At 55.3% G+C, this 14,344-nt stretch carries 12 protein-coding genes; 7 read left to right on the plus strand and 5 right to left on the minus strand.

Going from position 1 to position 14,344, the window contains the following annotated elements:
• Window positions 1-44: 44 nt before the first annotated feature.
• Window positions 45-932, minus strand: a complete 888-nt coding sequence (gene yghX, locus ACIQU2_RS01780; RefSeq protein WP_403138012.1) for a YghX family hydrolase — start codon at window positions 930-932, stop codon at window positions 45-47.
• A gap of 553 nt (window positions 933-1,485) precedes the next feature.
• Here yghX and ACIQU2_RS01785 point away from each other — a divergent pair.
• From ACIQU2_RS01785 to ACIQU2_RS01815, 7 genes are all read left to right on the plus strand, one after another.
• Window positions 1,486-2,919: an NAD(P)/FAD-dependent oxidoreductase gene (locus tag ACIQU2_RS01785; RefSeq protein WP_403138014.1), complete on the plus strand. Its 1,434-nt coding sequence runs from the start codon at window positions 1,486-1,488 to the stop codon at window positions 2,917-2,919.
• Window positions 2,916-3,767: a HemK/PrmC family methyltransferase gene (locus ACIQU2_RS01790; protein ID WP_403138015.1), complete on the plus strand. Its 852-nt coding sequence runs from the start codon at window positions 2,916-2,918 to the stop codon at window positions 3,765-3,767. The genes ACIQU2_RS01785 and ACIQU2_RS01790 overlap by 4 nt, the downstream gene beginning before the upstream one ends.
• 22 nt (window positions 3,768-3,789) lie before the next feature.
• Entirely contained in the window at window positions 3,790-5,061 is a 1,272-nt protein-coding gene (locus tag ACIQU2_RS01795; protein ID WP_403138017.1) for an aminotransferase class I/II-fold pyridoxal phosphate-dependent enzyme, read from the plus strand.
• A gap of 43 nt (window positions 5,062-5,104) precedes the next feature.
• Window positions 5,105-5,440, plus strand: a complete 336-nt coding sequence (locus ACIQU2_RS01800; RefSeq protein ID WP_403138021.1) for a chorismate mutase — start codon at window positions 5,105-5,107, stop codon at window positions 5,438-5,440.
• Window positions 5,437-7,506: an aminodeoxychorismate synthase component I gene (gene pabB, locus ACIQU2_RS01805; protein WP_403138023.1), complete on the plus strand. Its 2,070-nt coding sequence runs from the start codon at window positions 5,437-5,439 to the stop codon at window positions 7,504-7,506. The genes ACIQU2_RS01800 and pabB overlap by 4 nt, the downstream gene beginning before the upstream one ends.
• A complete protein-coding gene (locus tag ACIQU2_RS01810) occupies window positions 7,503-8,375 on the plus strand; it encodes a prephenate dehydrogenase dimerization domain-containing protein (RefSeq protein ID WP_403138024.1) in 873 nt (290 codons plus the stop codon). The genes pabB and ACIQU2_RS01810 overlap by 4 nt, the downstream gene beginning before the upstream one ends.
• 92 nt (window positions 8,376-8,467) lie before the next feature.
• Window positions 8,468-9,997, plus strand: coding sequence for an MFS transporter (locus ACIQU2_RS01815; protein ID WP_403138026.1), 1,530 nt, complete (start codon window positions 8,468-8,470; stop codon window positions 9,995-9,997).
• A gap of 70 nt (window positions 9,998-10,067) precedes the next feature.
• On the opposite strand, the gene ACIQU2_RS01820 is transcribed toward ACIQU2_RS01815, so the two are convergent.
• From ACIQU2_RS01820 to glcD, 4 genes are read right to left on the minus strand one after another with little or no spacing between them, the layout of a single operon-like run.
• A complete protein-coding gene (locus ACIQU2_RS01820; RefSeq protein ID WP_008157093.1) occupies window positions 10,068-10,469 on the minus strand; it encodes a heme-binding protein in 402 nt (133 codons plus the stop codon).
• A 20-nt stretch (window positions 10,470-10,489) separates the two neighbouring features.
• Complete coding sequence (glcF, locus tag ACIQU2_RS01825) at window positions 10,490-11,707, minus strand: glycolate oxidase subunit GlcF (protein ID WP_403138028.1); 1,218 nt, start codon at window positions 11,705-11,707, stop codon at window positions 10,490-10,492.
• A 3-nt stretch (window positions 11,708-11,710) separates the two neighbouring features.
• The gene (glcE, locus tag ACIQU2_RS01830; protein WP_403138031.1) at window positions 11,711-12,775 is read right to left on the minus strand and encodes a glycolate oxidase subunit GlcE; all 1,065 of its coding nucleotides are present in this window, start codon (window positions 12,773-12,775) and stop codon (window positions 11,711-11,713) included.
• A complete protein-coding gene (gene glcD / locus ACIQU2_RS01835) occupies window positions 12,775-14,274 on the minus strand; it encodes a glycolate oxidase subunit GlcD (protein WP_403138033.1) in 1,500 nt (499 codons plus the stop codon). Before glcD ends, glcE begins: the two co-directional genes overlap by 1 nt.
• Window positions 14,275-14,344 lie beyond the last annotated feature (70 nt).

Raw genomic sequence — 14,344 nt, forward strand, 5'->3', positions numbered from 1 at the left:
TGCGGAATCTGGCAACAGTGTCAAAGCAGACTTCAGCTTCACCACTAAGCCAGATACCGCCGAAACCATCCGAGCGTCCGGTCCCAGGCCAGCCTGGCCGCGGCGTCATCGTATCGAGGCGTGGAGTCGTTATGGAAACCATGGTTGGCGCCGGGGTAAATGTAGGCTTCATACGTCTTGCCCGCAGCTTTCAGTGCCTTCTCATAGGCGGGCCAGCCTTCGTTGATGCGCGTATCCAGTTCACCGTAGTGAAGCATCACCGGCGCCTTGATTCGGGCGACATCCTTGGCTTCTGGCTGGCGGCCATAAAAGGACACGGCAGCCCCCAGCTCCGGATAGGCGACGGCCGCGGCATTGGTCACACCGCCGCCGTAACAAAACCCGGTGATGCCGACTTTTCCGGTGGTCGCGTCATGCTTCATCAGCCATTCGATGGCGGCGAAAAAATCGTTCATGAGCTTTTCGGGGTCGACGGTCGCCTGCAGCTCCCGGCCTTTGTCATCGTTGCCGGGATAACCGCCCAGCGACGTCAGACCATCAGGGGCGAGGGCGATGAACCCTGCCTTGGCAACACGCCGCGCGACATCTTCGATGTACGGGTTGAGCCCGCGGTTTTCATGCACGACCACCACCGCCGGCACCTTGCCGACGGCTTTCGCCGGGCGTACCAGATAGCCACGGACTTGCCCGTTGCCCTTGGGGGAGGGATAGGTGATGTACTCGGCAACAATGTCCGGGTCGGTAAATTCAACCTGCTCGGCGAGTGCATAATTCGGACTCAGGGCCGCGAGGAGCGCGCTGGCGGTCAAACCGCCCAAGGTGAACAACGCCGCTCGATCCAGAAACTCTCGCCGGTTGATCTTGCCGTGGGCGTAGTAGTCGTACAGTTCGAGCAATTCCGGGGCAAAGTCTTTCGCAGTGAGACGGGTCATCTGTGCGCTTCCTCTTGGGCGGGTCGATTGCTCTGTCGGTTGGACAGGGTGAGCGATACCTAACGAGCGTAGCCGCTCACAAACAAAAGAGGCCTCGAAGACTGGGTGAAAACGCGGAGAGGGTGACTCAAGCAAACGCCAGAGATTGTTTAGGGCGCTTGCTTTTGGGTGAGGTCGCGGCTGCCTGGAAATTACTGCTATCGATCGCTACAGCTCACCTACGGCCAAGCTCTAATCGTCAGGCGGGTAGCTAAGTTTTCACACAATCTGTGGATGTCGATTTTTTTGAAGTATTTATTATTACTAATTATGTAACTTTTACTGGGTTTTCATAGGCTGCTGTTTTTTAAAAGTTAACTGGAGAGTCTGTGGCTTTAAGCACGGAGGCCCAGATCTTTAGCTCTATTGGAACATGTGTAGAATTATTTCAAAGACACAATATGAAACAAATAGTCGATTGAATCGCAATGTAACGAAATTATAGAAGTGTTCTGTTTTCTAACGAGAAAAGTTGATTTTTCTTACGTCGCGGGTAATCGTCTGAGGTCAAAACATGGAGTTCGACGTCATTGTTGTAGGTGCAGGAGCAGTTGGCGGGTCAATCGCGTATGAGTTGTCCACGCGTGGTTTAAATGTCTGTCGAGTTGGTGAGACTGATCGTACAAATGCAGCGTCAAGGGCTGCCGGTGCGATGAATGGATGTTTCGGGGAGGTAACAAGCGGCCTACTGGCAAGTGATTTTGGTCGATTGAAACTAGACATGGACCGACAAGCTCAACACTTGTGGTCAAGTTGGGCGGAGCGCCTGGCAATTTCTTCAGGTGATTCCAGTTCGTTGTTTACCGCGATAGGGACCCATGTGCTGCTCAACACCGCCGGCATGGATGAGGTAGACAGCGTTAACTACGACACCATCGAAAGAACCCTTCGTGAGTATGGGGAGCCGTTCGAAATTGTTGATCCGCGCAAAATGGAGTGGCTGAAACCCAACCATCTGGTTCGGCCTTTGCGTGGGCTGTACATACCAAACGAGCACTCCGTGAACTCTCATCTTTTGCTGGAGAAACTGGATGCTGCATTTGTCTCCGAGGGCGGCACTCTGAAAAATGAGAACGCCCAACGCGTGCTGGGTGAGGGTGGGGTAGTCACCGGTATTGAGTTGTGCAATGGAGAGGTTCTTTGGGCTAAAAAGGTTGTGATTGCGGCAGGCGTTCAATCTTTAGACCTGCTTAGTGATTTCGACGAGCTCGTAAAGAAAATTCCACCGTTGTTCAGTGGATATGGCGTTTCAATTCTCGTGAAAATGCCAGAAGGGGTTGAGTTGCCGAGTTCTGTCATACGGACGCCAAATCGTGCTTTTGCGTGCGGCTTGCACTGTGTCCCTCGTGGGGACGGCGTCTTGTATCTGGGAGCTACTAATATAATTTCGGAGCGGCCTAAACAACAGGCTCTCATATCGGATGTTCAGTTTTTGCTTGACTGTGCTGTTGATCAGTTGAACTTGGACCTTCACGGCGCTGAAATCATTTCCATACAGGTTGGCAACAGACCAATTCCGGCAGATGGTTTCCCATTGATTGGCGAGTGCGGTATCGAAGGTCTTTGGCTTGCAACAGGCACCTACCGAGACGGCCTGCACCAATCACCACTGCTGGCGCGGTATATAGCTGATTGCCTTACCGATATAGAGACTCCCGATCTAGATCTCAGCCCTTTCAAACCTGTACGTGCTCCGTTATCTGGGTTTGCCCGCGAGAATACGGTCAGGGAAACGGTACAGCAGATGTTTGCCACAGGATATGAGTATCGTTGGGATATAAAACCTTACTGGTTTCCTTTGCTGGATGAAGGGCTGTCGCGCAATTACGAACAACTTATAAATAACTTGCACCCGTCATTTACGCCTCCGCCGGAGTTGGTCGCATTCTCCTATCTGTATGAGTCAATTTTGAAAAGACTTTCGCAGTATTACAAGGAGTGGTCATGAGTCTTACGGATCGTGAGTATCTTGCTATTAGTCAAGCGCGGGCCATGTTGCAAGCGTCTGGTGTCTGGGACTTGGAAGCAGATTTGAGTTGTCTTATAGATCGCTATATCGAACGGGTGGATAAAAGCCGTGCGCTCGATGAGTTTATGTTAGCGGTTAAAGAGCGCTGTAACCGAATCCCTCTCGGGCATATTGTTGGCATGGTGGAGTTTGACGAAATGCCGCTGGTGGTCGGTAGCGGCGTGTTTATCCCCCGCCCTCACAGCAAAATCATTCACAAGTGGCTGGAAACCAGTGCTGCGCTGCGACCGGGAGCAAGTGTTCTCGATTTGTGTGCCGGAAGCGGCGCGATTGGCTTGGCGATCGCACGGCGCAGACCGGATCTGAAAGTGACATGTGTGGAGTTTGATGAGATAGCGATGCAGTACCTCAAACGCAACATTGATCGACTGGCCTGCAAGGGGGGGCAGGTCAATCACTTGCGGGCAGACATTCGCGACAAACAGGCATTTACGCGATTCACAGATCAGGTCGGTTTGATTGTCGCTAATCCTCCGTACGTCCCACAGTCCCAAGAGTTGTTGCCTGAGTGGAGCGATCACCATCCACGGGACTCGGTCTATTCCGGGGTCGATGGGCTTGAACTGATACGGCAAATCATCTCGCTCGCGAACCAGTTACTTAGTCGTGAAGGTTGGCTAGTCATTGAGCATGGCGAGGAACAGGCCAAAGCGGTGCGCGAACTGTTCAAGCAGAGTCAGCTGACAAATACGCAAACTGTAATCGATAAGGAAGCGTCTGACGCCTCTGGCAGCTCAGTAATGACCATCGGTTGCAAATCACATTGATCTTCAGAAAGGAGCTTTAGCTATGGATGTGCAAACCAAACAAGACTGGATGAGCATTCGTCGCGGCAACACCACTGGTGCACTGGCGAAGGCTTACGAGGAAGGGCTTACAGGTTTTACCGTTGCGAGTCGTGTGGGGAAGCACATTACCTTGCAGGACGGAGGTACATTCACAGAGTTTGTTTCCTGTTCGTACTTGGGCTTGGAAACCCACTCTGCATTGGTCGATGCCGCACACCAGGCTATGGAAACTTCCGGACTGCACCTGTCGTCTTCTCGAAGTGCAATGCGCCCAAGTTACCTACCTCAACTGGAAGAGTTGCTTGCTCAGATTTATAGAGGTTGCGGCGTTGCGGTGTTTACTTCTACCAGCAGTGTCCATTTGGGTGTTTTACCGTTGCTGGGGAGTGGTTCGTTGAGTGGGTATCCGGTCAAAAAACGAATCCACTGGCTGATGGACAAAACCGCCCATGCTTCGATGCAGGTACTTAGAGGGATTTTGGAGCAGTTCGGACCTGTTTCTAGAGTTGAGTCCACCAGCCAAGAATCACTGACCACAGCGCTGAAAGTTTGCACCGACAAAGGTGAAACTCCTGTGCTCTTGATCGATGGAATTGGTTCGATGAGTGGACTTGTACCCATCGCCGAGCTCTCTCGGCAGCTAGAGTCGGCACAGGGATACCTATACGTAGACGATGCTCATGGTATTTCGATCGTCGGACGTCATGGTGCGGGATATGCCTTTTCAGCGGTTGATCACTCATTATCTGCAAATATTATTCTGGCAGGGTCTCTCTCCAAGGCATTTGGTGGCGCGGGTGGTTTTGTCGTGGTTTCAGATCCACGGGATGTTGAAGTTATCCGAACCCTGGCCAATCCGCTGATATTTGGTCATTCCATTATGGTGCCCATGTTGGCGGCGAACGTTGCCGCGGCGAAAATCCATCTCAGTGAAGAGATCGATATGCTGCAACGGCGACTTTGGGAAAATGTCGCCCTTTTAGATTCTCTCACCGACAACCAGTTGCTCAATGCAGGTATCCAGTCACCTGTCAGAGGAGCCTTCTTCGAAACAGAGGAAGCCGGCCTACAGGCTGCGAGAACCCTGCGAGACCAAGGCATGCTGCTCTTTCCGGTGTTTTACCCAATTATTGCCAAAGGCAAAGCGATGCTGCGTTTTGCAATTTCAGCAGACCACAGTGGCAAAGACATTAAGTTATTGGGGGCTGCTCTAGGGGGGATGACGAGCAAGGGGTTATGGACGCCGGCTATCAATGAGCGGGATCACGCCTGACTGGCGACTCTCTTCCAGAAATTGGCTAACGGAGATGCAAAAGATGAAACAACAGGGACAGTTATCACAGACAGGCACGTCTAACATTTTGCAGCCGCAGCGGGAGCGGCTTGATTCGATAAATTTGCAAGTCGTCGACCTGCTTTCTGAGCGAATGAAAGTGTGCATGGACATTGCCGAACTCAAAGCCGTCCATGGCATTGCGATGATGCAACCCGGACGAATTTCCTACGTGCTTGATATGATTAAGACTAGATCGGAGGCGGTAGGATTGAGGCCGGAATACACCGAGTCGATATTCAAACTGATTATAGAAGAGACGTGTATTCAGGAAGACGTCCTGATCAATCAGTGTCTGGCCCCGGGGCGACCCTCATGAAAATATTACTGATTGATAACTTTGATTCCTTCACCCAGAACATCGCTCAGTATTTATATGAGGTGACAGGTATTTGCGCGGATGTAGTCAAAAACACCCTTCCGTACAATGAATTGGGCATCGAAAAATATGACGCTGTAGTGCTGTCGCCCGGTCCAGGGCACCCCGGACAGGAGGGAGATTTCGGTGTGTGCGGTGACGTCATCCTCCGTTCTCCTGTCCCGTTGCTTGGTATTTGTCTAGGGCATCAAGGCATCGCTCAATTTCTCGGGGGGACGGTGGGGTACGCTCCCAACCCTGTGCATGGCTACCGCAGTCGGATTACTCATTCAGGTAAAGGGCTCTTTCGAGATCTGCCGGAACAGTTCGAAGTGGTCAGATACCATTCGTTGATGTGTACAAGCCTACCAGCAGAGCTCCAATGTACGGCCTGGACGTCTGAAGGTGTGGTCATGGCAATCGAACATATCACCAGACCGGTTTGGGGTGTCCAGTTCCACCCCGAATCCATCGATTCAGAATATGGCCATGCGTTATTGAGCAACTTCATACGCATGGCGCTGGAACATAACGTCAGTGCTAGAGCTCATTTAGAATCCGACACGGAATGTACGTCATCAAAAGATGCATACGTCGCAGTAGGGGGGATGCTGAATATGCAGCTTGCCTACCGCGAGTTTTCCGAATGCACGGATCCATCAGCAGTATTTTCAACGCTCTATGCAGATGATGGTTATGCTTTTTGGCTAGACTGCGAGAAGTCGGAAAGACCTAATGCCCGCTACTCGATCATGGGTAGTGGGGAGGCGCAAGGAGCGATAAGGCTTGAGTACGATGTCAACGATGAGTGCCTGAAACTTGAGGGCCCCAAGGGCAAAAAAAGCATCAAAGGAGACTTTTTTACACTGATTGCACAAATCTTCGAAGCTGTGCAGGTGGCAACCCCTCAGTACTTGCCGTTTGTTTTCAAGGGTGGTTTTGTTGGCTACCTCGGTTACGAATTGAAAGCGCTGGCGGGTGGACGCAAAATTTACCGTTCGATTTATCCGGATGCTTCATTCATGTTTGCGCCGCATTTCTTTGTCTTTGATCATCATGAAGACAAGGCCTATGAATGCCTGATGACTGCGACTGGCGATGCTGTGGAATGGCCATCCTTACCTGATTTTCTCCATCGTAATGATGAGCCAGTTGGTCATTGCAGTTCGTTTATTCCAGGTGCCGTAGATCAGCTGAAGCTCTCGCTTGAGGACGGGCCAGATGAGTACATCAGTAAGATCAATCAATCTCTCAAGTACATCACCGATGGGGAGTCATACGAGATCTGCCTGACCAATAGGGCAAAAATGGCTTACAGCGGTGCGCCTTTGAGTGCTTATTGGCGAATGCGCCAGGCTAGCCCCGTACCCTACGGTGCTTACCTCTCGTTTGCAGGATTTTCAGTATTGAGCGCTTCGCCCGAAACTTTTCTCAGAGTCGATGACAGCGGATTGATCGAGTCCAGACCGATCAAGGGAACCAGACCGCGTAGTAAACAATTCGCAGAGGACCAAGTACTGCGGGATGAGCTACGTAGCTCGGCGAAGGACAGGGCCGAGAACCTAATGATTGTAGATTTAGTGCGCCATGATTTGAATCAAGTGTGCCGTCCAGGGAGCGTTCATGTTCCTGAGATTTTCTCAGTGGAAAGCTTTTCCTCGGTCCACCAACTTGTCTCAACAGTTCGTGGACACCTTCGCTCGGATATTTCAACGATCGAAGCTATTCGAGCCTGCTTCCCAGGTGGCTCAATGACGGGAGCTCCGAAGAAACGCACGATGGAAATTATTGACGTATTGGAGTCCTCTGCCCGTGGTGTCTACTCAGGCGCATTAGGATGGTTATCTTTCAGTGGTGGAGCGGAGCTGAGTATTGTCATCCGAACAGCAGTGCTCCAGGGTAACGAGGCGAAATTTGGAATTGGTGGCGCGATTGTTGCGCACTCCGATCCACAGCAAGAGCTTGAAGAAACTTTGGTCAAGGCTAGCGTGCCTTTTTACAGTTTTGTCGCAGGGAGCGAATCATGATGAGCGACACGGTTGTCGTGTTGGGGGGAGCGGGTTTGGTTGGCTCATTGATCAGCCGCATTCTTATGCAATATGGATACGATGTCCGGGTGGTGGATCGCAGGCCTTCCGAACAGGAAAGTGGCTTCTATGAAGTCGATGTCACAAGTCCGTTCAGCAACACCGGGCATATCTTCCAAGGGGCAGTGGCAGTGGTCTTTGCGTTGCCCGAAAACGTGGCTATCCGGGCAATACCTTGGGTTGTTGGCTCCGTTTCGAACGATGTTGTATTCATACCGACTTGTTCTGTTCAGGAACCTTTTTACAGAGCATTGAAGAATGCTTCGTCCCAGCAGCCTTTCGTCGGCGTCAATCCGATGTTTTCACCCAAGCTCTCCGTTCAGGGACGCACCGTCGCAATTTGTCTGGAAGATGGCGACTCCCCTTCGACTTTCATCGAACAGCACTTGATGGGGGCTGGGATGAAGATAAAGCGAATGACGCCAGCGGCCCATGATGAGCTCATGGCGCTATGTCAGGCGCTGCCCCATGCCGCAATTCTCGGTTTCGGTTTGGCGTTGGCAAGGTCTTCACTTGATCTGGAAAGCGCTCTTGAAGTGATGCCACCACCGATGCGGACAATGATGGCGTTGCTGTCCCGGGTTCTGGTCAATCCGCCTGAAGTCTACTGGGACATACAACTAGAAAATGACCAGGCCAACCACCAGCGCGCCGCGCTGGCGGAAGGGATGGAACGCTTGATGACTAATGTCTCTAATCAGGATTTTGACGAGTTCAGACGTGACTTACAGGGCGTTTCAAATGCTTTGGGTAGTCGTTTGAATTCGGGGGCCGTTGATTGTCAGCACGTTTTTTCATTACTGAACTGACCGAGTCCTCGTCATGGAAGCGCGCTGGGTTCGTTTCACGGGTGCCTTGCGAAATCTCCCGTGAGTACTTTGAGGAGATAAGGAGTTGGCTGATGTCGTTAATAAGTGAGACCGCGCAACACAAAGCAAAATCAAAACGATGGTTAGCCCTAAGCGTGCTAATGCTGCCAGTACTACTGGTGACCGTAGACAATACGGTGCTTGGATTCGCGTTACCAAAGATTGCCGAGGCCCTGAGTCCGAGCGCTAGTCAGCAGTTATGGATGATCGATGCCTATTCGCTGGTATTGGCGGGATTGCTGGTGTCGATGGGCAGTCTGGGCGATCGAATCGGTCATCGAAAGTTGTTACTGGCCGGGTCTTTGGGTTTTGTCGTTGTGTCGGTACTGACCGCCTATTCCCATACGGCCATGCAACTGATTGCCGGGCGAGCTTGCATGGGGATTTTCGGTGCGATGTTGATGCCCTCGACGTTGGCATTGATACGTTCGGTGTTTCTGGATCGAGAGGAGCGCAGAGTCGCTGTCGCGATCTGGGCAACAACGCTGACGGTAGGATCAGCACTCGGTCCTTTGGTCGGTGGGGTTTTGCTGGAGTTTTTCAGCTGGGGGGCGATTTTCCTATTGGCGATACCCGTATTGGTGCCGTTGTTGGTATTGGGACCGGTGTTGTTGCCCGAATCCGAGAAAGACTGTTCAGGGCCATTGGATCCGCTAAGTATCCTGCAATCGATGGTTGCCCTCAGTGCCATCGTTTATGGCATTAAACACAGCGCCAGTAATGGTCTGGACTGGATGGCGCTGACAGCATTTGTAATCGGCATGGTTGCTGGGTGGATGTTTGTGCATCGGCAGTTACGTCTGCCTGTGCCGCTGATGGATCTGAGCCTGTTCCGAAGTGGCACCTTTAGCGGCTCCGTACTAATCAATCTGATGAGCCTCGCGTTCCTCGTCGGCTTTGTATTCTTCACCACTCAGTTCTTACAGATCGTCCTTCAGATGTCACCGTTGAATGCGAGCTTTGCGTTAGTACCTGGTCAGATCATGGCGATCGTAGTGGGAATGGCCGTCGTGCCTGTAGCGCGGCGAGTACCGGTGCATGTGCTGGTACCGATTCTGATGGCGTTTGCCGGGGCGGCGTTTTTGCTGGTCGCCAGCATCGGCAGCAGCCTGACCGTTCTGGTGGTGGCTTTTGCCTTGCTGAACATCGGCGTGGGCGCGATCGCGACGGTATCCAACGATGTGATTTTGTCGGCTGCACCACCGGAAAAGGCGGGTGCGGCGTCGGCCATTAGTGAAACGGCCTATGAAGTGGGTGTGGTTTTGGGGACGACAGTGCTCGGTGGTCTCGTTACTGCCTACTATCGCGGTGCATTGCAGCTGCCGGGATTTTTGAGCGAGGTGCAGACGATGCTGGCGAGTGAGACGCTATCGGGTGCTAATCATGTAGCGGTGCAGTTGTCGCAAGATCAAGCACAAGCGCTGATGACGCAGGCGGGAAGTGCATTCGAGGGTGGAATTAATCTGGTTTCGTGGGTGACGTTCGGCTTGGCACTCATGGCGATTTTAATTGCCTGGCGCGCTCTGCGGATACCGAAGACGAAACTTGCTGAAGGGCAGTGATCGAGAACGAACGTCGGGCCGTTTATCACACGGCCCGACCATTTCAGCGCTCAGCTCAAATCAGTTCGGCTCAGTTCAGGCATTGCGCCCCGGCCTTGGCCACTTGTGCGTCCTGCTCGGCTTTGACACCGGACACCCCGACCGCGCCGATCACCTGGCCGTCGACGATGATCGGCACGCCGCCCTCAAGGGACGTCAGCAATGGCGCGGACAAAAAGGCGTGGCGCCCGCCATTGACCATCTCTTCATAACCTTTGGATTCGCGCCGACCCAGGGCTGAGGTGCGGGCCTTTTCGGTGGCGATGTAGGCGCCAATCGGAGCGCAACCGTCGAGGCGTTCGAGAGCCAGGGGATGGCCGCCGTCATCGACAATCACGATGGTCACGGCCCACTGGTTGTTCTGTGCTTCGGTGCGTGCCGCCGCGAGGATTTGGCTGACTTCGGTCTGGCTCAGTACGGCTTTGCTTTTCATGGGGATTCTCCAGTACTCGGTTAGGGCAAGGCGGCTTCAACCAGTTCGATCCAGTGCCTGACAGGGGTTCGGCCCGCACCGTCGAGGTGGGACTGACAGCCGATGTTGGCCGTGACAATGACTTCGGGGTGTCCGCTTTCCAGCGCGTTCAGCTTGTTGTCGCGCAGTTGCCGGGACAGTTCGGGTTGGGTCAGCGAATAGGTGCCCGCCGAGCCGCAGCACAGGTGACTGTCGGCAACATACGTGAGGTTGAAGCCCAGACTCGTCAGAATCGCTTCAACCGCACCGCCCAGTTTCTGCGCGTGCTGCAAGGTGCAGGGGCAATGAAAGGCCAGGCGCTGGGCGCTGTGGATACCGAGCTTTTCCAGCGGCTCGTCGCGCAGCACTTCGACCAGATCCTTGGCCAGGGCACTGACCTTTTTCGCCTTCTCGGCATAGGCCGGGTCGGTGCTGAGCAGGTGGCCATAATCTTTGATGAAGGCACCGCAACCGCTGGCGGTTTGCACGATGGCCTCGGCGCCGTTTTCAATGCTCGGCCACCACGCGTCAATGTTGCGACGGGCGCGGTCCAGGCCGGCCGCCTGAGCGTCGAGGTGATAATCCACGGCGCCGCAACAGCCCGCCTCGCGGGTCGGCGTGACGCTGATCCCCAGTCGATCCAGGACTCGGGCGGCGGCCGCGTTGGTATTGGGCGACAGACTAGGTTGCACGCAGCCTTCGAGCATCAGCACCTGCCGGGTGTGGCGAGTGATCGGGCGCGGCTTGGCCGGATAGACGTGGCGAGGCAGCTTTATCTGCAAGGTGTTGGGCAACAACGCCCGGAACATCTGGCCGCTGCTGACCAGCCCTTTGAACAGCGCAGGATTGGGGACGACGCTGCGCAGTCCTTCACGCAACAAGCGCTGACCGAGCGGGCGCGGCACCGCCGCATCGACCACCGCCCGGCCGATGTCCAGCAAGTTGTGGTAGTCGACGCCGGAAGGGCAGGTGGTTTCGCAGTTACGACACGACAGGCAGCGATCCAGGTGTAGTTGGGTCTTTTGCGTGACTTCGTTGCCCTCCAGCACCTGTTTGATCAGGTAAATACGGCCCCGCGGTCCATCCAGTTCATCGCCCAGCAATTGATAGGTCGGGCAAGTGGCATTGCAGAAACCGCAGTGCACGCAGGTGCGCAGGATGCTTTCGGCTTCTTCGGCGCGGGGCAGTTGGCGTGCGTGTTCGCTCAAAGTGGTCTGCATGGGTCAAAGCTCCACGTACAAGCGTCCGGGGTTGAAGATTCCCCGGGGATCGAGTTGTTGCTTCAAGTTCCGGTGGTAGCGCATCAGTGCGGCAGGCAACGGTTGGAACGGGCTGTCGATCAGGCCATGGCTGTAGCAGGTCACATGCCCGCCGACGTCTTCCACGATCGAGCGAATGAACGTTGCCTCTGCGTCGGTTTTGAGCCAGCGCTGTGCACCGCCCCAATCGATCAGCTGACGGCCAGGCAGGGAAAGACGAGGCGTGTTGTGAGGAACGGACAGGCGCCAAAGTGCCTGGTCCTCATCGAAGAAGCTCAATCGATGTTCGTTGAGATCATCCCAATATGAAGCGTCCAGCAACTCGCCGCCGAGTCGGTCATGAGCCGCCGCCACCGAGCCTTCGCCCCCCTCAAGCCGCAGGTGCAGGCGCTGCCCATCGTGGCACGCGGCGCTGATCGGCAGCGGCTGCTGGCCCCATTCGGCGAGGCGCGGCAAGGCGCGATCGCTGTCCATTTCCAGACTGATGCTTAAAGCTTGACGCGGCTTGGGCAGGACCTTGAGCGAGACTTCGGTGACCACGCCGAGCGAGCCATAGCTGCCAGCCATCAAGCGCGACAGGTCGTAGCCGGCGACGTTTTTCATGACTTCGCCACCGAAGCGTAAATGCTTGCCATGACCGGTGATGACGCGGGTGCCCAGGACGAAGTCCCTGACGGAGCCGGACCAGGGGCGCCGTGGTCCCGACAGCCCACTGGCGATCATGCCGCCGACAGTCGCGCCGTCGCCGAAGGAGGGCGGTTCGCAGGGCAACATCTGCTGCGCCGCGTCCAACACTTCAGCCAGTTCTGCCAACGGGGTGCCGCAGCGGGCGGTGATCACCAGCTCGGTCGGATCGTAGCTGACGATGCCTCGGTGGCTGCGCGTGTCGAGCACTTCGCCCGCCACGATGCGCCCAAGAAACGCCTTGCTGTTGGAGCCTTGAATGCGCATCGGCGTGGCGTTTTGCAGCGCCTGGTTGACCTGTTCCAGCAGCGAGGCGCTGTCGTCGAAATCGTGTTCGCTGCGCATCAGAAACGCTCCAGTTCAGGGAAGGGCATCTGACCCAAATGAACGTGCATGGCGCCAAACTCGGCGCAGCGGTGCAGCGTCGGAATGTTCTTGCCAGGGTTGAGTAAGCCGCTCGGATCGAAGGCAGCTTTGACGGCATGGAACACGGTCAGCTCATCGCTATTGAACTGCGCACACATCTGATTGATTTTCTCCCGCCCCACGCCGTGTTCACCGGTAATGCTGCCGCCGACCTTCACGCACAATTCGAGGATCTTGCCGCCCAGGGCTTCGGCGCGATCGAGCTCACCCGGTTGGTTGGCATCGAACAGAATCAGTGGGTGCATGTTGCCGTCTCCGGCGTGGAAAACGTTGGCCACCCGCAGGTCGAACTCGGCCGACAACGCGGCAATCGCGTGCAGCACGCCGGGCAACTCGCGGCGCGGGATCGTCCCGTCCATGCAGTAATAATCCGGTGAGAGACGGCCCACCGCCGGAAAGGCATTCTTGCGCCCGGCCCAGAAACGCACGCGTTCGGCTTCATCGCGAGCCTGGCGCACTTCGGTGGCGCCGGCCTGTTCCAGCACTTGGCGGACGCGGTCGCAGTCATCATGAACGTCCGCTTCAACGCCATCGAGTTCGCACAGCAGGATGGCTTCGGCGTCGACCGGATAGCCGGCGTGGATGAAGTCTTCGGCGGCGCGAATGGCCAGGTTGTCCATCATTTCCAGGCCGCCGGGGATGATGCCGGCGGCAATAATGTCACCCACCGCGCGACCCGCTTTCTCGACGGAATCGAACGCTGCCAACAGCACTTTCGCGGTCTGGGGTTTGGGCAGCAGTTTGACCGTGACCTCGGTGATGACACCGAGCATGCCTTCGGAACCGGTGAACAACGCCAGCAGATCGAAGCCCGGAGAATCGAGCGCCTGCGAACCCAGGCTCAGGTGTTCGCCATCGACGGTGAGGATGTCGACCTTGAGCAGGTTGTGCACGGTCAGCCCGTACTTCAGGCAATGCACGCCACCGGCGTTTTCCGCCACATTACCGCCGATTGAACAAGCGATCTGCGAGGAAGGGTCCGGCGCGTAATACAAACCAAACGGCGCGGCTGCCTGGGAAATCGCCAGATTGCGCACCCCTGGTTGGACCCGAGCCGTGCGGGCGGCGGGGTCGATGTGCAGAATAGAGTTGAAACGCGCCATCACCAGCAGCACGCCTTTTTCCAGCGGCAATGCACCGCCAGACAAACCCGTGCCGGCACCGCGGGCGACCACCGCGACCTGCCGCTCATGGCAGAGCCGAAGCACGCCTTGCACCTCGTCGATGTGGCGCGGCAGCACCACCAGCATGGGCGTGGTGCGGTAAGCAGAAAGTCCGTCGCATTCGTACGGTTTGAGCTCTTCCTGTTGATGCAGTACTTCCAGATCCGGCCACTGCGTGTGCAGGGCTTGCAGCAGGGCGGTTTTGTCGACGTCAGGCAGGACGCCGTCGACGCGTTCATCGTAGAGAATGTTCATAGTCGGTTGGCGACCCTCAGTTGTTTTTATAGGAGGTCTGTATCCGTTTACCACTGACTTTCATCATTGG

It is taken from the genome of Pseudomonas sp. NPDC098740, from assembly GCF_044760065.1.
GTDB classification, from domain to species: Bacteria; Pseudomonadota; Gammaproteobacteria; order Pseudomonadales; family Pseudomonadaceae; genus Aquipseudomonas; species Aquipseudomonas rossensis.